The sequence below is a fragment of the Brevundimonas sp. 374 genome (assembly GCF_900102995.1).
Lineage (GTDB): Bacteria > Pseudomonadota > Alphaproteobacteria > Caulobacterales > Caulobacteraceae > Brevundimonas > Brevundimonas vesicularis_C.
The window spans coordinates 92,433-110,794 of sequence record NZ_FNKT01000003.1; the positions used below are offsets into that span (position 1 = coordinate 92,433).

The 18,362-nt window shown below is 66.5% G+C and carries 20 protein-coding genes and 1 riboswitch; of the genes, 7 read left to right on the forward strand and 13 right to left on the reverse strand.

Annotation, left to right across the window (positions count from 1 at the left end; genetic code table 11):
• The 4 genes from BLR19_RS10695 to BLR19_RS10710 form a co-directional block, all read right to left on the reverse strand.
• Nucleotides 1-1,641 carry a type II and III secretion system protein family protein gene (locus BLR19_RS10695; RefSeq protein ID WP_091750709.1) on the reverse strand — a complete coding sequence of 547 codons (1,641 nt, stop codon included), beginning with the start codon at nucleotides 1,639-1,641 and terminating at the stop codon, nucleotides 1-3.
• Nucleotides 1,642-1,652: 11 nt separating this feature from the next.
• Complete coding sequence (gene cpaB / locus BLR19_RS10700; RefSeq protein ID WP_091750970.1) at nucleotides 1,653-2,570, reverse strand: Flp pilus assembly protein CpaB; 918 nt, start codon at nucleotides 2,568-2,570, stop codon at nucleotides 1,653-1,655.
• 117 nt (nucleotides 2,571-2,687) lie between these two features.
• Nucleotides 2,688-3,206, reverse strand: a complete 519-nt coding sequence (locus tag BLR19_RS10705; protein ID WP_039244111.1) for an A24 family peptidase — start codon at nucleotides 3,204-3,206, stop codon at nucleotides 2,688-2,690.
• 105 nt (nucleotides 3,207-3,311) lie between these two features.
• Nucleotides 3,312-3,491 (reverse strand): Flp family type IVb pilin, encoded by a 180-nt coding sequence (locus BLR19_RS10710; RefSeq protein ID WP_091750715.1) that lies wholly within the window; start codon nucleotides 3,489-3,491, stop codon nucleotides 3,312-3,314.
• 237 nt (nucleotides 3,492-3,728) lie between these two features.
• On the opposite strand from BLR19_RS10710, the gene BLR19_RS10715 reads away from it, so the two are divergent.
• The 3 genes from BLR19_RS10715 to BLR19_RS10725 are packed head-to-tail and all read left to right on the forward strand — an operon-like array spanning nucleotide 3,729 to nucleotide 5,226.
• Nucleotides 3,729-4,133, forward strand: coding sequence for a pilus assembly protein N-terminal domain-containing protein (locus tag BLR19_RS10715; protein WP_091750718.1), 405 nt, complete (start codon nucleotides 3,729-3,731; stop codon nucleotides 4,131-4,133).
• An 8-nt stretch (nucleotides 4,134-4,141) separates the two neighbouring features.
• Entirely contained in the window at nucleotides 4,142-4,681 is a 540-nt protein-coding gene (locus BLR19_RS10720; protein WP_091750721.1) for a TadE/TadG family type IV pilus assembly protein, read from the forward strand.
• Nucleotides 4,678-5,226: a TadE/TadG family type IV pilus assembly protein gene (locus tag BLR19_RS10725; protein ID WP_091750723.1), complete on the forward strand. Its 549-nt coding sequence runs from the start codon at nucleotides 4,678-4,680 to the stop codon at nucleotides 5,224-5,226. Before BLR19_RS10720 ends, BLR19_RS10725 begins: the two co-directional genes overlap by 4 nt.
• A 3-nt stretch (nucleotides 5,227-5,229) precedes the next feature.
• On the opposite strand, the gene BLR19_RS10730 is transcribed toward BLR19_RS10725, so the two are convergent.
• From BLR19_RS10730 to BLR19_RS10760, 7 genes are all read right to left on the reverse strand, one after another.
• Nucleotides 5,230-6,537, reverse strand: a complete 1,308-nt coding sequence (locus tag BLR19_RS10730; protein ID WP_091750726.1) for an anthranilate synthase component I family protein — start codon at nucleotides 6,535-6,537, stop codon at nucleotides 5,230-5,232.
• Complete coding sequence (locus tag BLR19_RS10735) at nucleotides 6,534-7,328, reverse strand: tyrosine-protein phosphatase (RefSeq protein WP_091750728.1); 795 nt, start codon at nucleotides 7,326-7,328, stop codon at nucleotides 6,534-6,536. Before BLR19_RS10735 ends, BLR19_RS10730 begins: the two co-directional genes overlap by 4 nt.
• Nucleotides 7,329-7,349: 21 nt before the next feature.
• Nucleotides 7,350-7,652, reverse strand: coding sequence for a winged helix-turn-helix domain-containing protein (locus BLR19_RS10740; RefSeq protein ID WP_066552877.1), 303 nt, complete (start codon nucleotides 7,650-7,652; stop codon nucleotides 7,350-7,352).
• A gap of 2 nt (nucleotides 7,653-7,654) precedes the next feature.
• A complete protein-coding gene (locus BLR19_RS10745; RefSeq protein WP_255366602.1) occupies nucleotides 7,655-8,278 on the reverse strand; it encodes a hypothetical protein in 624 nt (207 codons plus the stop codon).
• 140 nt (nucleotides 8,279-8,418) lie between these two features.
• Complete coding sequence (locus BLR19_RS10750; protein WP_039243970.1) at nucleotides 8,419-8,598, reverse strand: DUF1328 domain-containing protein; 180 nt, start codon at nucleotides 8,596-8,598, stop codon at nucleotides 8,419-8,421.
• Between the two features lie 97 nt (nucleotides 8,599-8,695).
• Entirely contained in the window at nucleotides 8,696-9,106 is a 411-nt protein-coding gene (locus BLR19_RS10755) for a hypothetical protein (protein WP_091750734.1), read from the reverse strand.
• Complete coding sequence (locus BLR19_RS10760) at nucleotides 9,106-9,450, reverse strand: ElaB/YgaM/YqjD family protein (RefSeq protein ID WP_017506144.1); 345 nt, start codon at nucleotides 9,448-9,450, stop codon at nucleotides 9,106-9,108. The genes BLR19_RS10755 and BLR19_RS10760 overlap by 1 nt, the downstream gene beginning before the upstream one ends.
• 137 nt (nucleotides 9,451-9,587) lie before the next feature.
• Here BLR19_RS10760 and BLR19_RS10765 point away from each other — a divergent pair, with 137 nt between their 5' ends.
• From BLR19_RS10765 to BLR19_RS10775, 3 genes are all read left to right on the forward strand, one after another.
• Nucleotides 9,588-10,256, forward strand: coding sequence for a fumarylacetoacetate hydrolase family protein (locus BLR19_RS10765; protein WP_091750737.1), 669 nt, complete (start codon nucleotides 9,588-9,590; stop codon nucleotides 10,254-10,256).
• A complete protein-coding gene (gene maiA, locus BLR19_RS10770; RefSeq protein ID WP_091750739.1) occupies nucleotides 10,253-10,888 on the forward strand; it encodes a maleylacetoacetate isomerase in 636 nt (211 codons plus the stop codon). The genes BLR19_RS10765 and maiA overlap by 4 nt, the downstream gene beginning before the upstream one ends.
• A 95-nt stretch (nucleotides 10,889-10,983) precedes the next feature.
• Nucleotides 10,984-11,904, forward strand: coding sequence for an aldo/keto reductase (locus tag BLR19_RS10775; RefSeq protein WP_218119397.1), 921 nt, complete (start codon nucleotides 10,984-10,986; stop codon nucleotides 11,902-11,904).
• On the opposite strand, the gene BLR19_RS10780 is transcribed toward BLR19_RS10775, so the two are convergent.
• A complete protein-coding gene (locus tag BLR19_RS10780; RefSeq protein ID WP_091750742.1) occupies nucleotides 11,888-13,711 on the reverse strand; it encodes a TonB-dependent receptor plug domain-containing protein in 1,824 nt (607 codons plus the stop codon). The two genes, BLR19_RS10775 and BLR19_RS10780, sit on opposite strands and share 17 nt — an antisense overlap.
• A 145-nt stretch (nucleotides 13,712-13,856) precedes the next feature.
• Nucleotides 13,857-14,066, reverse strand: a riboswitch (cobalamin riboswitch).
• Between the two features lie 50 nt (nucleotides 14,067-14,116).
• Between BLR19_RS10780 and mutS the strand changes: the two genes are divergently transcribed.
• Nucleotides 14,117-16,798: a DNA mismatch repair protein MutS gene (mutS, locus tag BLR19_RS10785; protein ID WP_091750745.1), complete on the forward strand. Its 2,682-nt coding sequence runs from the start codon at nucleotides 14,117-14,119 to the stop codon at nucleotides 16,796-16,798.
• 59 nt (nucleotides 16,799-16,857) lie between these two features.
• On the opposite strand, the gene lpdA is transcribed toward mutS, so the two are convergent.
• Complete coding sequence (gene lpdA, locus BLR19_RS10790) at nucleotides 16,858-18,264, reverse strand: dihydrolipoyl dehydrogenase (RefSeq protein ID WP_091750748.1); 1,407 nt, start codon at nucleotides 18,262-18,264, stop codon at nucleotides 16,858-16,860.
• Nucleotides 18,265-18,362 lie beyond the last annotated feature (98 nt).

The following is an 18,362-nucleotide window of genomic DNA, read 5'->3' on the forward strand; positions in this document are numbered from 1 at the left end:
TCACTCGATCACATAGCCGACCGAACCGGCCGGGGGCGCATTCGGCAGCCCATACACCTGGTTCAACTGGCCGAAGAAAATGGTCTGACTGTCGCTGGCCATGCGCAGGCCGTCCGCCGGCGTCTGCATCCGATCAGGCGACGTCGGGCTGACGATGTAGGGCTCGACGATGACGACCAGCTCGGTCTCGCCCATCAGATAATCGCGCGATCGGAACAGCGATCCCAGGACCGGCAGGTTGGTCACCCCCGGCAGAGAGTCCACCGTCTGGCGCGTAGTTTCCTGAAGCAGGCCCGCGATCATCATCGATCCCCCCGATGGCAGTTCCACGGTGTTTTCACTGCGCCGGACCGTCAGACCCGGCAGAGTGATGGACGAGGGCGTGCCGGCGCCGATGGTGAAACCGCCTTGAGCCGTTAGTTCTGAAACCTCGACCTTGACCTGCAAGGAAATGCGACCGCCGGACATCACCACCGGTCGGAAGGCCAGGCCCACGCCATAGGGCTTGTAGATCACGGTGATGTTGCCATCCCGGTCACGTCCTGTGGGCAGCGGAAACTCGCCGCCGGCCAGGAAGTTCGCCGCCTCGCCATTCACGGACGTCAGGTTGGGTTCGGCCAGCGTCCGAGCCAATCCGACGCGTTCGAAGGCCTCAAGACAGCCGCTGGCATTCGTGCCGGTCAACGTTTGGAAGGCGGTCGACGCAATGTTGGAGATGGCGCTGGTGATCGTGTTGCTAGAGCCAGATGACACAGTGGACTGACCGATAGCCGTCGCAGGAATCTGGACCACGTTGCCGTTGACATCTGTCACGGTGACGGTCGAGGGGAAGGAACCGCTTGTCGCCTGTTGACCACTGGCCGACGCCCCGCCGGAACTGGTCTGGCTGGAAGTGGTGTTCGAGTTCGACACGTTAGTCGTCCGGCCGCCATTTTGACCGTAGCACAGACCCGTTCCGCCGGCCGCTGATCCGTTGACGCCGTAGGTATTGGGTCGGCTGAAGCCATACGAATGGATGCCCGCGCCCTTTAAGATGTCGGAGCTGAAGCCAAGCTGTTTCAGCGCGTTGCGTTGCACCTCCACCACGCGCACCCGCAGCGTCACCTGGTCGGAACCGGCCACGCTGATCATGTTGATCACCTTTTCAGGCGCTGAGACGAAGGCGGCGGCGACGCGCGCGGCCTGGGCCGCCTGAGCGGGATTATCTGCAACGCCCGTCAGGATGACGCTGTCATTGACGGCTTCCGCGTGGATTTGCCCACCGGGAGCGATGCGGCTCAACGTGTCCTGAAGCGCGCTGGTGCCGGCGTCCACCCGAACCCGCAAGCTCAGTATGGTGCGACCCGCCGCATCCAGAAACACGGCGTCAGTTTCTCCCGGCGCGATGCCGATGACGGTGATGCGCCGCGGCGAGTGCAGCATGGCCTCGGCCACCTGCGGATTGGAGACGATAACGTCGCGGGCGTCGGCCGGCAGATCCACCGCGAACGAGGTGCCGCGCGGCAGGTTGATCAGGCGCTGCGCCGCACCCGTCGATACGGCGGCGCGGGTTTGGGCGACGCCGGCAGGCGCGGCGGCCAGGGTGGTGAGCAGGGCGCAGGCTGCGGCGGCGGCGGCCTTGCGCATCGTGGGTCGGCGCATCGGTTGAGTCCTCATGGCACGGCCACCACTTCGGGCGCGCCGCCGCGATAGATGCGCACGGCCTGGGGTTGGGACACGGCTGCCGATGGGCGGCGCGTGGCGCCGGATGGTCCGGCGGTGTCGGCATAGGATCGCAGCGACAGCGACAGTTCGCCCTCCGACTTGGCCTGGGCCAGCAGAACCGAGTCTTGCGGTCGGACTTCCAGGGTCGCGGTGGCGCCCACCACGGCCTGGGCGTCGTCGCCGACGCGGGTCGCCTGGTCGATGGCCAGGACCTTGATGTTCTGGAGCACGACGCCCGAGGCGAACTTGGACTTGGTCGCGCCCTCGACGGCGCCGTCGCGATTGGTTTCGGCGGTCAGCACCACATCGACGCGGTCGCCCGGCAGGATGAACCCGCCGGCGGCGGATTCCACCGTCACGGCGATGGCCATGGCCCGCATGCCCGGCTCCAGATAGGCGGCCAGATAGCCACTGTCGCCGGCGCGCACGATCTTGCGCGACACGATCGGCTCTCCGGCCAGAATGGGTTCGCGGACCACCGAGCCGATATAGTCGGATTTGGCGCCGGTCGTGGCCAGTTCCGTCGCCGCCTTGGCGACGCGGTTCACGGCGTCCGTCGCCTTCGCCGTTGCGCTTTCCGCAGCGGGCTTGGCGGGAACCGGGGTGGAGCCGTCAGTGATGAAGACGGGATTGACCTCATCGACGGGCCAATCTTTCCATTCGAGGTCGGCCTCCACCAGACGCTTGCCCGGTTCCAGATCCTTGGCGGCGACCAACACCTTGGCCATCGGGCGGACTTCAACGGGAGCGGCGGCGGCCGGTGTCGTGGGTTCGTTCGACGACGACCCCATGGCCCGGACCACGAGGGCCAGGCCAATGGCCGAGACGGCGGCGATGCAGATGACGACGATGCGGGCGGGCTTCATCCAGGATGTCTCCAGCAGGCGCAATGTTTCGGATTCATCCCCCGACGCCTACCGTTAACGATCATGGGCCTTGCGGGTTAACGCTTCCTAAGCGCCGCGAACGCCGGTCAACGGGTGTCAGCGACCCGAGGCGAAGGTCAGCAGCAGCCCGCTCTCGGGCAGGGCCAGCAGGGCGCCGATGGCGATGGCGACGCCGTAAGGAATATCGCCCTTGGGCTGCATCAGATTGATGACCCAGCCTTGCGACACCGACGGGGCGACCATCGGAAAATATTGACGCGCGGTCATCAGCAGCAGGCAGAAGGCCCCGCCCGCGATGCCGGTGTAGATCAAAAAGGGCGCGACGCCGCTCATCCCCATCCATAAACAGCTGGCGGCCAGCAGCTTGGCGTCGCCGCCACCGATCCAGCCGGCGGCGAACATGCCCATGCCGACCAGCAAGGCCGCGAACCCGATGCCGACATGGATGGCGACATCCATCGGCGCGGCACCGATAAGAAAGGCGATGGGGAAAAAGGCGCCGATCAGGGCCAACGAGATCCAGTTCGGGATCTTCATGGTGATCAGGTCGTGCAGACCGCCGACGATGACCAGGGCCGGAAAGACGCCGAGCAGGGTGAGCAGCAGAATATCCATGACCGGCATGTTGTGCGACAGGACTTAATGTTGGGTTTCGACCACAGAAAAGGGCCGGAGCTTTTCAGCCCCGGCCCCATTCTCAGGACTTTGAACGTTTGGCGATTAGCCGGCGTTCGCGGTGTCGAGCTCAGTGCTGACCTTCGTGAAGGTGTCTTTCAGGCTGCCGCTCATGGTGCCAAGCACGGTGATCAGGGCGACGGCGATCAGAGCAGCGATCAGGCCGTATTCGATGGCGGTGGCGCCCGATTCGTCTTTGGCGAAGCGCGAGATGAACTTGGTCATGGGTAGTTCCTTTTTCAAATGGTCTAGCGAGCAACTTGGCGGGGGGAGCCGGTAGCCCGCTTGACCCCCAAACGCAGGATCAAAATGCACGAGGCCCGTTAAATCTGAGTCACGAGGTTTGGTTACGCGCAGATTTACCAAAGAAAATTCTCATATCCCTGCTTCAGCCTTTGTTGAGGATCACGGCTGCATCATGCGCGCGTCCGCGTTCACACGCGCCACTATCAAGAGCCGCCGATGTCTCGCATCTCGTCCCTACTGCTCGCCGCCGCCCTGTTCGCCGTCCCCGTCGTCGCCAGCGCCCAGGACGGCGCGCTGAATGTTGAGATCGATCGCTCGGCGCGCGTTCAGCTTCGCGGCGCCGCCGCTTCCATCATCGTCGGCAACCCCCAGATCGCAGATGTCTCGCTGGTCGACGCCAACACCATGTTCATCGTCGGCAAGGGCTATGGCGTCACTGAAGTCGTCGCTGTCGACGGCGTAGGCCGCACCCTGTTCCAGCGTGAGATCGTCGTGACAGGCGGCTCTACCGGTTCGGTTCGGGTCTGGCGGGGCGCTCAGGCGACGGAGATGGCCTGCGGCGCCTCGTGCACGCCCAGCGTCCGGTCCCCCTCGGCATCTGCTGCGCCCACAGCCCCCTGACTTCAACCATGCGCGCTCGGAGATCATTGAAGCCGCGTTTCAGCCCCTTCAGGCGGAAGCGAGACGGGTCGGCTGCGGTCGAGTTCGCCATGGTCGCCATCCCCTTCTTCCTGATGATCTTTTCGATCCTGGAGTTAGGCGTCGTATTTGTTCTGGATTCAGTACTTGAAACGGCGGCCATGGATAGCGGCCGTCTCATTCGCACCGGCCAGGCTCACGCGCAGGGTTTCGACAAGACCAAGTTCAAAGCCCAAGTCTGCTCGAAGATGGTCGTATTCAAATCCGACTGCGACAGTCGAATGACCGTGGATGTGAGAGTTATTCCCAAGTTCAGCGCGCCGGCTGTCCAGGATCCAATTACCAATAACGCCATGGATGACAAAAAGACCATCTACAACGGCGGCAAGGCTGGTGATCTGATTTTGGTCCGTATCTGGTATGCACATCCTCTCGCTACGCCTCTTTTAAGCCAGGCGGTATCTCGGATCGGAACAGGCAAAGTCTTGCTTACGGCGACGACCGCTTTTCGCAATGAACCGTGGCAATGACGCGCTTCAGCATCCCCTCATTCGTTCGATCATACGGACGCGACACTCGCGGCATCGCCGCAGTTGAATTCGCATTTCTCGCGCCAATCCTGATCTTGTTCTATTTCAGCATGGTGGAGTTCTGTCAGGGCTATATGGCGCTGAAACGAACTGGCCACGTCGCCGCGATGGTGGCGGACCTGGTGTCCCAGAGCGACAGCACAAGCAAAACTGACCTGACAGATGTGTTCGCAATCGGCGACCTGATCATGGCGCCGTTTGCTTCGTCTTCATTGACCCAACGCGTCAGCAGCGTCACGCGCGTGAACGCGACGACCTACAAGGTGGACTGGAGCGTTGGAAAAGGCATCTCGTCGAAACTGACGGTCGCGCAGGCCAAGGTCCCTTCAGACATGCTCGCCAACGGCGAGTCAGTTATCGTTGCCGAAGCCTTTTATGATTACAAATCACCATTCGACCGGGTCGCGCCCTATGTGACCAAGTTCAGCCGCATGGCCTATCTGCGACCGCGCACCGTTGAAATGATCCCTTGCAGCGGTTGCTGATCCTTACATCCCGACCAACGCCTGTCGCATCGCTGAAATCTTGACGTCCGTTTCCGCCTCTTCGGCGGCCGGATCGCTGTCCGCGACGATGCCGGCGCCGGCGAGGGTGCGATAGTTCCAGACGCCGTCTTTCCGTTCGAAACCGGCGGTTCGGATCAAGACCGACGCGGTCAGGGCGCCGTCGTCGCCGATCAGGAACAACGATCCGCACCAGGGTCCGCGCGGCGGCTCGTGCGCGGCGATCACTTTCATCGCCTGATGCTTGGGCGCGCCGGTGATCGAGCCGGGCGGAAAGGTCGCCTCCAGCAACTCGGCCGGACCCACCCCTGTCTTGGCCGCCCCCGTCACGGTCGAGACCAGATGATGCACCGTCGGATGGTGTTCAACCTCGAAAAGAGCCTCAACCTTGACCGACCCGGGCTGCGACACGCGGGCTAGGTCGTTCCGCATGAGGTCCACGATCATCAGGTTCTCGGCGCGATCCTTGGCGCTGAAGCTCAGCTCGTCCGCCATGGCCGCATCCTCTCGAGGCTCGTCAGCGCGCGGTCGGGTGCCCTTGATCGGACGCGCCTCGATGCGGCGGCTGGCGGGATCGAAGGCGAGGAACAGTTCGGGGGAGTTCGACACCAGCGCCCGATCCCCGACCCGCCAATAGGCCCCGAACGGTGACGCCCGCTCCTTTTGCAGCCGCAGGAAGACCTCGAATGGATCGCGGCCAGGCTTCAGCGCGCCGGACCAGGCCCGGGCGATATTGGCCTGGAACAGCTCCCCCGCCCCGATGCGCTGCACCACATCCGCGACCGCGTCGCGGTAGGCGCTCGCCGGCGCCTCGGCCTCGAACCGGTCGGCCGGCGCGGAGGGCGTCACGACCGGCGCGGCCGTCGCCAGCCAGGTCAGAGCCCGCTCGGCCGCCGCTGTCGCCTGCTCCGCCGTCGCGCCTCTTCCCGTGGCGCACACTGAGCGCTCAAGATGATCGAAACTCAGCATGGCGGGATAACGGGCCAGCATCAGGTCGGGCCAGACCGTCTCGCGCGGTCCGGTGGCCGGCCGGGCGCCTGCGTCATAGGCGGCCAGACCGACGACCCCGGCGGCGAACACCGGATCACGCAGCGCCTCGAAGGGCGCGGCGTCATCCACCGGGCCGACCTGCACAACGTCCGGCGCCTGGGCGACGTGGGACCAGCGACCGCCCGGCCCGCCGTCCGAGAGCAGGGCTAACGCGCCGTCGCCGCCGCCCAGACCCGCCGCCACCGCGACCGGATCGACCCAGGGCGCGTCGCGCGTGACGGTGTGGCTGAAAACCTCGCTCACGCGGTCAGTCGCTGCACGATCCGATCACGCCGCGCCGCATCGACGCCCAGCGCCTCCTTCAGATAGGCGTCCACCGATCCGTGCCGCGCCTCGACCTCGGCGAAGGCGGCTTCCAGATAAGCGGCCTCGACCCCCAAGAAGGCGACGATCGCGTCGTCCGACGCGACCCGACCCGTCATCTTGTGCAGCTGTCTGGCGATACCGGGCGCCCGACCCGCCAGGTCGACGGCGGTGTTGGTCAGCAGATAGTCCTCGACCATGTCGTCGCGCGACACGCCCAGCAGGTGGTGAGTCAGGGCGGCGAGAAAACCCGTCCGGTCCTTGCCGGCCGCGCAATGGATCACCACCGCCCGATTTCGAGAAGTTTCGGCCTGATCCGCCAAGGCCTGGAAATAGCGGCCGAACACGTCCTGATGCGAGGCGTCGAACGGCAGGCTGCGATAGGTCTGGGTCATGAAGCGCCGCCCGGAGTCCGGCGTCAGGTCGGCGGTCTTCAGAAAGGTTATGTGCGGCGCCTCCGCCCCGTCGTCCACGCCGCCTTCGATGATCTGCCCGCTGAAGCCTTCAGGCCGACGCGACGGCTGGTCGCGGCGCTCGCTGGGTCGGCGCAGATCGACCACGGCCCCGATGGCCAGCGCCTTAAGCCGCTCAAGATCCGCCTCGCTGGCGCGGGCGTGGTGGGCGGAGCGCAGCAGACGGCCGGGCTTTACGCGCCGCCCGGTCGCTGTGGCGTAGTCACCGTAGTCGCGAAAGTTGTCGATGGCCTCGAAGGCGTGAAGGCGGTCGGTCATGACCGCGCTTCTAGCCTATGTTCACCGCTCTGGCAGCAGGCCCGCCATCGCATCCAGATAGGCGACGAAGGCGTCGCGTCCCTGATCGGTCAGACTGGCCTCCGTCAGCGGCTTGCGACCGTTGAAACTCTTGGAGACGGCGACGAACCCCGCCTCTTCCAGCTTTCGCAGATGGACCGAAAGATTGCCGTCCGTCGTCTGCAACCGGGTCTTCAGTGTGGTGAAGTCGGCCGATCCGGCCCCGGACAGAAAAGCCATGATCCCCAGCCGGATGCGCCCGTGAATGACGTCGTCGATCCGGCTGATGTCGAAGTCGTCGGCCATGCTCAGACCACCTCCGACGGTTCCTGACGCATCAGGATGATCCCCGGGATCAGCGCGATGGCGACGAGGACAATCGTGAAGACCAGATAGAGCATGGGGCTGTCGATGAACCAAGCCACGGCAACCGCGCCGGCATAGGCCGCAAGGGCCGTGAATGACATCCAGCGCGTTTTGGTCATCGCTGCGCCAATCATCCAGGCCGAGCCATAGGCAACCAGCACCGTCGTCGGCATCACGGCCATCCACGACCAGTTTCCGGTCTTTACGGACAGGGCAACCAGCGCCAGCCAGGTTACGAAGATTCCGTAGCCTACGCCGGACCAAGCTGCTCCCACTGCCTTGTTTCCCGCTGAGTTGATGCCGGGCTTTCCCTTCATACGCCCGATCAAGAGACTCAGGGCGACTGCGAAGACGACGCCTGCGCCGATCCACAACCACAACTGAGCCCACGGATTCACTTGAACGGCGCCCGATTGAATCGCCCACTGCCCGAGACTAGCGCCACCGAAAACCACGGCCGCGGCGATAAGGATCGGCCCGGCCAGAAGCGGCGCATGCCGCCCCTCGTGCGCCAGGCTGCGCATATAGGCGATGTCGTCCTGAATGGCTTGGGTCTCGCGGGTCATGATGCTCTCCTCCTCGAACCGTTGAGACAGCATCGTTCATTTGCTTTGTGTTGTAAAGTTCTTTCTTATAGATCCGCGCTGTGCATGAAAAAGGGGCGAAGCCTTCGGCTCCGCCCCTCGTTCGACTTGGTGTCTTCGGCCTAAAGTCGCGGTGCGCCGCGTCCACGCAGTCCGCCGGCCACCAGAGCGATGACGAACAGGATAATGGCCACGACGGCGACGAACTTGGCGATCTCGAACGAGAAGTTCGCAATGCCGCCGAAGCCGAGAACGGCCGCGACAAGGGCCACGACGAGGAAGATAATTGCCCAGCGCATCATGGGTTTAGCTCTCCTGAGTTGATGTTGCCGTCGGCGACCCGGGAGCCGTTCGTCGGTCTGTATCATCAACGCCAGGGTCGCCTGGCCGTTCCATCGCCTATCGACGGCGACGACGCGAATAGCCACCCTGATCCATCTTGCGATCCGCGACCATGCTGGCGACGATCGCCGCCAAGGCCGGGTTGCGCAACAGCAGGAAGGCCGCGCCCAGACCGCCCACGGCGCCGACGATCGGACGCTCGCGAACGATGTGAATCACCTTGCCCAAAAGGCCCTCAGGCTCATCTTCCTCTTCGGCGTCGTCGTGCTTGTCGCCCTTCAGGAAGACCAGCGCCACGATCAGGGCGACCAAGGCGAACAGACCAAACGTCACGGCCGCCGCGCCGAGCGGCGTCAGCGTCAGGCTGAGCGCATAGAAGATGGCCACGCCCAGGAAGACGACGGCCAGGAACGCACTGGCGGCGACGACAGCCGTCGCCACCAGTTTTTTGACGATGCCCTTGAACATCAGCGACGGCGGCCGGCCAGCAGCATGCCGAGGATGACGCCGACGCCGAGCGCCACGGCGGTCGATTGCAGCGGACGCTCCTGCACGCGCTCGACGACATAGCGTTGCGCCTCATCGAAGCGTTCGGCCGCGTCGTCATAATATTCGCGACCCTTCACGCGGGCCTCGTCGTAATAGCTGCGGGCCTGCTCGCGGACTTCGTCGCTCTTGGCGCGCAGCTTGGCTTCGGCCTCGGCGGCCTTGTCGCGCAGGCGTTGGGTCTCTTCGCGGGCGCCGGTCTTCAGATCCTCCTTGAGGGTCTTCAGGTCGGCCTTGATATCTTCTCGAGCCTTGGTGGTGGCCATGGTGCGCGCTCCGTTGAAAGCTTGGCGGTAGAATAGAGAACCCCGTGTTGCAACGCCACATGCGCAACGAGGTTCCTTTAGGTGGGTCGGGCGTGCGCCTCTCGCCACGGGCTTTTCGCCGCACTAGAACGGTCGTTATGACCCAATGGCTGTTTGCGCCCCGCCCCGCCCCGTCCTTGCCGATCGTCGGATCGGACCAGCGCTTCCCCGTTCGCCGCATCCTGTGCGTGGGCCAGAACTATGCCGCCCATGCGCGCGAAATGGGGTCGGACCCTGATAAGCAGACGCCCTTCTTCTTCACCAAGCCGGGCGACGCCATCGTCTCGGACGGCGCAAACCCATCCTATCCGTCGGCCACCGCGAACCTGCACTACGAAGCCGAACTGGTCGCCGCGATCGGGCCGGGTGAGAACGGCGTCGTCGCCATCGTCGGCTGGGCCGTCGGCTGCGACCTGACCCGCCGCGATCTTCAGGCCGAGGCCAAGAAGGCCGGTCGCCCCTGGGACGCCGCCAAGGGGTTCGATCAGTCCGCGCCCTGCGGCCCCATCACCTTGGGCGACCTGCCCTCGCCCGACGGCGCCATCCGTCTGAGCGTCAATGGCGAAACCAAACAGGACAGCGTCCTGAACGACATGATTCTGAACCCCGACCGGATCATCGCGGCCGCCGCCGCCCTGTGGTCGCTGCAACCCGGCGACCTGATCTTCACCGGCACCCCGTCCGGCGTCGGTCCGGTCAAGCCGGGCGACCGCGTGGTCGTGACCATCGACGGTCTGGAGACGCTTAGCTTCGAGGTGCAGTCGTGATCCTGCACGGCTACTGGCGCTCGGGCGCCAGCTACCGCGTTCGCATCGCTCTGAATCTCAAGGGGATCGGCTACGACAACGCCGCTCACGACCTGCGCAAGGGCGAACAGAAGAGGCCCGACTATGTGGCGCTGAACCCGCAGGGCATGGTCCCCGCCCTCCAGGACGGCGATATGGTCCTGACCCAGAGCCCGGCCATTCTGGAATGGCTGGAGGAAACCCACCCCGACCCGGCCCTGCTGCCGAAGGGGGCGAACGACCGGGCGACCGTGCGCGCCATGGCCGCGCTGATCGGCTGCGACATTCACCCGCTGAACAATCTGCGCGTGTTGAAGGCCATCCGGTCTGAGTTCAACGCCGATCAGGCCGCCGTGGACGCTTGGGCGGCCCGGTGGATCGCGCCGGGCTTCGACGCGCTGGAGGCTCTGATCGCCCGCCACGGCGCCGGCTGGAGCTTCGGCGACGCCCCGACCCTGGTCGATTGTTATTTGATTCCGCAGATGTATTCGGCGCGGCGCTTCAACATGGACCTATCGCCCTGGCCGCGTCTGCTGGCGGTCGAACAGACCGCCTTGGCTCACCCCGCCTTCGCCTCGGCCCACCCGGACTTGCAGCCTGATGCCGACGCCTGATTTTCGCCTCAGTGCGTATATCAGCGGTGGATAAGTAGGGTTCGCTTAAGGTCTCGCTCAGCGTCCCTTAAGCATTGGCGATCATAGTGTCGGGCGTGTCGTATTCCCCCGCCACACCTTCGGCGTCGTCGCCCATCCATCGCCTGGCCCTCGCCGTGGTGACCGAGCCCGAGCGCGCGCCCGGCGCCTTCATGAGCGCGCCTTCCGGCGCCCGCGAAGAAGCCATGCGTTTTCTGCTGCAAACCGGAGCCGACGCCGGGGTCAAGCTGATCGCCACCCGGCCCGAGGGCGACGGCGAACGCCTGCTGGGTCAGGCCTGGCCCTTCCCCTCGCCTTTCCAGGTTACGGTCCGCACCGTTGCGCTCAGCGAAGGTCTGGACCGGGTCGAGGCCCGCGCTCGTCGTTCGCTGGAGCGGATGGGCCTGCCGCGCGGCGATGTTCTGCTGATTTCCAACGCCGCCGATCTGGCCGGCGCCGAGGGCCGCGCCCTGTGGGATCGCGCCCGCAGCCTGAAGGATCGCGGCCTGTTCCGCCGCATCGGCTTCTGCGCCACGATCGAGGACGGCCCCGCGCTTCTCGCGCGCCGTCTGGAAGCCGATGTGGTCCAGGTGCCCTGCAGCCTATTGGACCAGCGCGCGGCCCAGGACGGCGTGCTCGAGGCCATCGCCGACACGGGCGCCTCGGTCCATCTGTCTTCGGTCTTCGCCGGCGGCCTGCTGTTCGCGGGCGGCGACGATCTTCCGGCCGAACTGGCCAGTCATGCCCAGGCGCTGTCTCGCACCCGCCGGCGTCTGGCCGAGCAGCGTTGCGATCCGATGCAGGCGGCTTTGGGTTACGCCCTGGCCCTGCCCGGCGTCGACAAGGTCGTGGCCAGCGTCGCCTCCGCCGCCGAACTGCGCGCCATCCTGGCCGCCGCCCACGCTCCCTGTCCCAATCTGGAGTGGGCGGCTCTGGCGCTAGAGGCGCCGGCGGCCTTCACCGCCGACGCCCGCGCCCGGATCAGTAGCGCAGCCTGATCCCGACGTAGCCGGATCGTCCCGGCTCGCCGTATCCGAACACCTGTTGATAGTGTTCGTCGCCCAGGTTCTCGATCCGCGCCGTCAGGGTGACCTGGTCGGTCAGTTCATAGACCGCGTTCAGATTGGCGGTGACGAAGCCGTCGCGCGCCACGGTCGAGAAGCCGCCCGAGTCGTCCTGATCGCCTTCCGCCCGCACTGTCAGCGCGCCGGACAGACGATCGCCCGTCCAGCCCAGGGTCGCTGAACCGGCGTGTTCCGGCACGCGAAGCAGGCGCGCGCCCGTTGTGCGGTCCGTCGCGTCGGTCCAGGCATAGGCCAGCGTCAGGTCGAAACCGCCGCCCAGCAGGGCGCGGCCTTCCAGTTCGAACCCGTCCGACCGCGTCTTGGCGACGTTGATATAGCGACCGGCCGAATAGGTGATCTGGTCCTCGACGTTCAGGCGATAAAGGGTCGCCCGCCCGTCGAACCGACCGTCGGCCGAGGCCCAGCCCAAGGCGATCTCGACGCTGTCGGCCGTTTCCGGCTTCAGCTCGGGATAGGGCCGCGGCGCAAAGCAGAAGTCGCAGACCGCCTGGCTGACCGTCGGCGACTTGAAGCCCGTGCCGTAGGCGCCCGACAGGATGAAGCCGCCGGCTAAGTCGTACGCTGCCGACACCCGCCCCGTCGTCTTGGAACCGAAATCGTCGGTGTCGTCATACCGCAGTCCGCCGGTCAGGTTCAGCGCGCCGACATCGTATTGGGCCACGCCGAACACCGAGGTGATCGACAGGTCGCGCGACAGTCCCGACGACAGGGCCGCCGAGGCCTCGTTCCGCTCCACGCCGAACGCATAGTCGATGTCCTGCGCCTGGCCGTTCGCCTGCCAGCGATAAGCCTGACGGTCGCCGGTGAAGGTCGAGCCGAAGCCGCCGCTGACCGAGCTGCGATCCAGATCCGACGCCGAGACGCTGAACTGATGGGTCAGGCCGAACGCCTTGGCCGTCACCCGGCCAAAGCCCGACCATTGCTCGCTCTCCTGGGTGTCGGCGGTGTCGGCCAGCGCATAGTTCGGCGCCGGGAAGCCGTCGATATCGGCCTTTGATTTGTTCCAGCGCACCGATCCATCGACCTTGACTGCATCGGACAGGACGTAGCGACCCTTGGCGCCGAGCGTCGTGCTGCGGAAGCCGTCGGCCTCGGTGTTGCCGTCCGCCTCGTCGGCCGCCGAAATCCCGTCGGTGTCGAACCGTGAAGCATAGGCGCTGAAGGCGTAGGTCTCGTTGGCGACCCCGGCCGACACGCGGCCGCGCACGGTGTCGAAGCTGCCGGCCTCGGCCTCGGCGCGCAGGCCGTCGATCTCTTGCGTCGTGAAGGAAATCACCCCGCCGATGGCGTCGGATCCCCACAGCGACGACTGCGGGCCGCTCAGCACTTCGATCCGCGCAATATCGGCCAGTTCGAAGCTGGAGAAGTCATAGGCGCCGTTCGGCTCGGCCGCATCGTTGACCGGCGCGCCGTCGACCAGGACCAGGGTCTTGCCGGGCGTCGCGCCGCGCATGCGGACCTGGGCTACGCCGCCGAAAGCGCCCGAGCGCGTCACCGACAGACCCGGCACATCGGCCAGGATGTCGGCGGCGAAGATGGCGCCGCGCTGCTCGATGGTCTTGCCGTCGATGACGCGGGCGCCGGGCGTGTCGGCGACGATGGCCGGGATGCGGGTGGCGGTGACGATCACCTCGTCCAGCTGGGTGGCGTCCTCGGCAAAGGCAGGCGCGGCGAAGGCGGCCGCAATCGCCGCCGTCGAAAGAAGAATGGAACGCTTCATTGAGCGATACCCCCGTGTTCGGTCCCGCAAATGCGCGCGAGAGACCGTCATGAGCGAACCGACCCGCCAGGCCGCTTATGGGTCTGGACGGCGCAAGGTCGGGTCGCTTCCACGGAGAAACCGCGCTGCTGTCTGGTCCCGGACAGGAGCGAGCGACGTCGGCGGCCAGGTCTCCTGGCTTGCGGGTCGTAAACCGCCGTCCTCGCCTTCCCAGTTTCCCAGTGGCGCCGGGATCGAAACCCCGGACGGACGACGCTCTCGCCGCCTACAGTTGCGGGCACAGCCACGGCGTCACACCGTGTTCCCTTAACCGCCTGACGTGGCCTATCGCAGGGCCGACAAGCCTGTGCAAGAGCCGGTCAACGGCCTTGAGCCGCCGGGCGCGATCCGTCACCCTGTGGCCACATGAACGCCCCCGTCTCCCATCCCCCGGAAATCGCCGCCTCGCTGGAAGGCGCGACGCCGTTCATGGCGCAATATCTGACGGCCAAGGCGGGCCAGCCGGACGCCATCCTGTTCTTCCGCATGGGCGATTTCTACGAGCTGTTCTTCAAGGACGCCGAGGTCGCGGCGGCGGCGCTCGGCATCACCCTGACCAAGCGGGGCAAGCATCAGGGCGAGGACATTCCGATGGCCGGCGTGCCGGTCCATGCGATGGAGGGCTACCTCGCCCGGCTGATCCGCATCGGCCACAAGGTCGCCATCTGCGAACAGCTGGAAGACCCCGCCGAGGCCAAGAAGCGGGGCGGCAAGGCGGTGGTGCATCGCGGCGTGGTCCGGGTCGTGACGCCCGGCACCCTGACCGAAGACAGCCTGCTGGACGCGCGCGGCGCCAATCGTCTGGCGGCGGTCGCGGTGCGTAAAGGTCGGGCGGCCGTCGCCGTGGTCGAACTGTCGTCCGGCGCGGTCGACAGCGTCGCCTGTTCTATCGAAGACCTGGGCGCGGCCCTGGCCGCCTTCCGCCCGTCTGAAGTCCTGGTCACCGACCGTATGTATTCTGACGAGACCACCCGCGACGCCTTGGACGGCTCGGGCGGCGTGGTCCAGGCGCTGGCCGGCGCCATCGCCGAACCCCAGGCCGCGCGCGCCCGCGTCGAACGCCTGTACGGCGTCTCGGCGCTCGACGGCTTCGGCGCTTTCGAGGAGGCCGAGGTCTCGGCGCTGGGTCTGATCGCCGCCTATCTGGAGACGACCCAAGCCGGCAAGGTCCCTGCCCTGGCCCCGCCGCGCCGTCTGGGCGAAAGCGGCTTTCTGGCCATCGACCCTGCGACCCGCGCCAGTCTTGAGATCGATCGCACCCAGCGCGGCGAGCGTGAGGGCAGCCTGCTCGCCTGCATCGACCGCACCGTCACCTCGGGCGGCGCCCGGGCCCTGGCCGAACGCATCGCCCGGCCCCTGCGCGATCCCCTGGCCATCAACGAGCAGCTCGACGCCGTCGAATGGCTCTTGGAGCGCCGTGATCTGCGTCGTGACCTGCGCGACGCGCTGAAGGCTTCCTCCGACATCGCCCGCGCCGTCGGGCGATTGGCGCTGGGTCGGGGCGGCCCGCGCGACCTGGCCGCCGTGCGCACCGGCCTGTCGATCGCGGAGGGCGTCGCCGGTCTGTTCGTGGGTCAGGTCGATCCCCTGACCGGTCAGCCGCGCCGCATCGCCTCGGCGCTGGACCGCTTGACCCTGTCGCCCGACGTCTCGCGGCTGAAGGCCGATCTGATCGACGGCCTGGTGGACGAGCCGTCCCATCTGGCGCGCGACGGCGGCTATGTGCGCCCCGACTATCGCCCCGAACTGGACGCCGCCCGCACCCTGCGCGACGACAGCCGCCGCGTCGTTGCCGATCTGGAGACCCGCGCCGTCGCCGAGTCCGGCGTGCCGTTCAAGATCAAGCACAACGCCGTGCTGGGCTATTTCCTCGAAACCAGCGCCAAGGCCGCCGAAGCCTTACTCCGCGCCGGGCCCGACAGCCCCTTCATCCATCGCCAGACCCTGGCTGCCCAAGTCCGTTTCACCACCGTCGAACTGTCGGAGCTGGACGCCAAGATCAGTCAGGCCGGCCACCGGGCGCTCGCCATCGAGGGCGAAACCTTCGAGGGCTGGCGACGTGAGGCCGCCCGCCTGGCCCAGCCGCTGCAGGCCGTCGCCGAGGCGCTCGCCGAACTGGACGCCCACGCCGCCCTGTCCGAATGGGCCCAGGAAGTCGGCGCGACCCGCCCGATCGTGGACGACACCCTGACCTTCTGCGTCGAGGCCGGTCGCCACCCCGTCGTGGAGGCTGCGGTCAAGGCGGGCGGCGATCCCTACACACCCAACAACGCCCGGCTTGACGGGTCGGGCCAGGACGGATCGCGCCTGGCCATCGTCACCGGCCCGAACATGGCGGGTAAATCGACCTTCCTGCGCCAGAATGCGCTTCTGGTGATCCTGGCCCAGGCCGGCGCCTTCGTGCCTGCCCGCTCGATGCGGCTGGGCGTGGTGGACCGGCTGTTCAGCCGCGTCGGCGCCGGCGATGACCTGGCGCGCGGCCGCTCCACCTTCATGATGGAGATGGTCGAGACCGCCGCCATCCTGACCCAGGCCACGCCGCACAGCTTCGTCGTTCTGGATGAGATCGGGCGCGGCACCGCCACCTATGATGGTCTGGCCATCGCCTGGGCCACGGCCGAGGCCCTGCACGAGACCAATCGCGCCCGCACCCTGTTCGCCACCCACTATCACGAGCTGGCTCAGTTGGAGACGCGGCTGGACCACGTCTGCAACCTGTCCATGGTCGCGCGCGAGTGGAACGGCGAACTGGTCTTCCTGCACGAGGCGGCGCCCGGCGCGGCCGACCGCTCCTATGGCGTCCAGGTCGCCAAACTAGCCGGCGTCCCCGCCTCCGTCGTCGCCCGCGCCCGCTCGGTGCTGGACCGGCTGGAAGGCGAAAAGGCCGCCGCCGCCCGACTGGACGACCTGCCCCTGTTCGCCGTCGCCGAGCCGGAACCGATGCGCGGCCCCTCGCCCGTGGAACTGGCCCTGCGTGACGTCGACCCCGACGACCTGACCCCGCGCGAGGCGCTGGAGGCGCTCTATCGGCTGAAGGGTCTGGCCTGATGTAACGAAGGCCCGGACGTCGCCGTCCGGGCCCTGGTTGAGTCTCGATCCGTTTCGGATCAGGCCTGCATCATCCAGCCTTCGACATCCATGGCCGCCTGACGGACGGCTTCCGAACGGGTCGGGTGGGCGTGGCAGGTGCGGGCGATGTCTTCCGACGCGCCGCCGAAGCTCATGGTGATGGCGGCCTCGTGGATCATCTCGCCGGCCTGCGGGCCCATGATGTGGACGCCCAGCACCTTGTCGGTCGCGGCGTCGGCCAGCACCTTCACGAAACCGTCGGTCTCGTGATTGATCTTGGCGCGGCTGTTGGCGGTGAAGGGGAATTTGCCCTTCTTGTACTGAACGCCGGCCGCCTTCAGCTGGTCCTCAGTCTGACCGACCCAGGCCACTTCGGGGAAGGTGTAGACGACGCTGGGCACCAGGGCATAGTCGACGTGGCCATACTTGCCGGCGATGGTGTCGATCACGGCGACCGCGTCTTCTTCCGCCTTGTGCGCCAGCATCGGACCGTGGGTCACGTCGCCGATCACCCAGACGCCATCCGCCACCTTGAAGTGATCATGATCGACGAAGCCGCGCTTGTCAGGCGTCACACCGACGCTCTCCAGGCCCAGGCCGTCCGTGTACGGACGACGACCAATGGCGACCAGCACCACGTCGCCCTTGATTGTCTCGGCGGCGCCGCCGGCCGACGGCTCGACGGTGAGCTCCACCCCGTCCTTGCCCGACTTGGCGCCGGTGACCTTGGCGCCCAGTTTGAAGCTCATGCCCTGTTTGGTCAGGGTGCGCTGGAAGGCGGTGGCGACCTCGGTGTCCATGCCGGGCGTTATCCGGTCCAGGAACTCGACCACCGTGACCTCGGCGCCCAGACGGCGCCAGACCGAACCCAGCTCCAGGCCGATGATCCCGGCGCCAACCACGATCAGCTTCTTGGGCACGGCCGGCAGCGACAGGGCGCCGGTGGAATCGATGACCTTGCCGTCTTCGAAGGCGACGCCGGGCAGAGGGGTCGGCTCCGAGCCGGTGGCGATGACGATGTTCTTGGCGTCCAGCGTCTGGACCGAGCCGTCGGCGGCGGTCACCTCGACCTTGCCTTTACCGACGATCTTGCCCTTGCCCTTGATCCAGTCAGCCTTGTTCTTCTTGAACAGGAACTCGATCCCCTTGGTCAGGGCGGTGACGCTGTCGTCCTTGGCCTTGTGCATCTGGTCCAGGTGCAGCTTGGGCTGGACCTCGATGCCGATCTTGGCGAACTCGGTGTTTGCGGCGTTCCAAAGCTCCGACGCATGCAGCAGGGCCTTGGATGGCATGCAGCCGACGTTCAGGCAGGTGCCGCCCAGCGTCGAACGCATCTCAACACAGGCGACCTTCAGGCCCAGCTGGCCCGCCCGGATCGCGGCGTTATAGCCGCCAGGGCCTCCGCCGATGATGACGACGTCGTAGGCGGCGGTGGCTTCGGCCATGGTATCCTCTGGTCTTCTGGCGCGCGGGGAAAGGCGCGCGGACACTAGCGCCGACCCCGCACGGGTCAACCGCTGGACCCCATATGGGGCCGGGTTTC

Bases quoted from the DNA above. Each gene is read 5' to 3' on its own strand.
- BLR19_RS10695 (WP_091750709.1), bottom strand. From the start codon at position 1,641: ATGCGCCGACCCACGATGCGCAAGGCCGCCGCCGCCGCAGCCTGCGCC.
- cpaB (WP_091750970.1), bottom strand. From the start codon at position 2,570: ATGAAGCCCGCCCGCATCGTCGTCATCTGCATCGCCGCCGTCTCGGCC.
- BLR19_RS10705 (WP_039244111.1), bottom strand. From the start codon at position 3,206: ATGGATATTCTGCTGCTCACCCTGCTCGGCGTCTTTCCGGCCCTGGTC.
- BLR19_RS10710 (WP_091750715.1), bottom strand. From the start codon at position 3,491: ATGACCAAGTTCATCTCGCGCTTCGCCAAAGACGAATCGGGCGCCACC.
- BLR19_RS10715 (WP_091750718.1), top strand. From the start codon at position 3,729: ATGTCTCGCATCTCGTCCCTACTGCTCGCCGCCGCCCTGTTCGCCGTC.
- BLR19_RS10720 (WP_091750721.1), top strand. From the start codon at position 4,142: ATGCGCGCTCGGAGATCATTGAAGCCGCGTTTCAGCCCCTTCAGGCGG.
- BLR19_RS10725 (WP_091750723.1), top strand. From the start codon at position 4,678: ATGACGCGCTTCAGCATCCCCTCATTCGTTCGATCATACGGACGCGAC.
- BLR19_RS10735 (WP_091750728.1), bottom strand. From the start codon at position 7,328: ATGACCGACCGCCTTCACGCCTTCGAGGCCATCGACAACTTTCGCGAC.
- BLR19_RS10740 (WP_066552877.1), bottom strand. From the start codon at position 7,652: ATGGCCGACGACTTCGACATCAGCCGGATCGACGACGTCATTCACGGG.
- BLR19_RS10745 (WP_255366602.1), bottom strand. From the start codon at position 8,278: ATGACCCGCGAGACCCAAGCCATTCAGGACGACATCGCCTATATGCGC.
- BLR19_RS10750 (WP_039243970.1), bottom strand. From the start codon at position 8,598: ATGATGCGCTGGGCAATTATCTTCCTCGTCGTGGCCCTTGTCGCGGCC.
- BLR19_RS10755 (WP_091750734.1), bottom strand. From the start codon at position 9,106: ATGTTCAAGGGCATCGTCAAAAAACTGGTGGCGACGGCTGTCGTCGCC.
- BLR19_RS10760 (WP_017506144.1), bottom strand. From the start codon at position 9,450: ATGGCCACCACCAAGGCTCGAGAAGATATCAAGGCCGACCTGAAGACC.
- BLR19_RS10765 (WP_091750737.1), top strand. From the start codon at position 9,588: ATGACCCAATGGCTGTTTGCGCCCCGCCCCGCCCCGTCCTTGCCGATC.
- BLR19_RS10780 (WP_091750742.1), bottom strand. From the start codon at position 13,711: ATGAAGCGTTCCATTCTTCTTTCGACGGCGGCGATTGCGGCCGCCTTC.
- mutS (WP_091750745.1), top strand. From the start codon at position 14,117: ATGAACGCCCCCGTCTCCCATCCCCCGGAAATCGCCGCCTCGCTGGAA.
- lpdA (WP_091750748.1), bottom strand. From the start codon at position 18,264: ATGGCCGAAGCCACCGCCGCCTACGACGTCGTCATCATCGGCGGAGGC.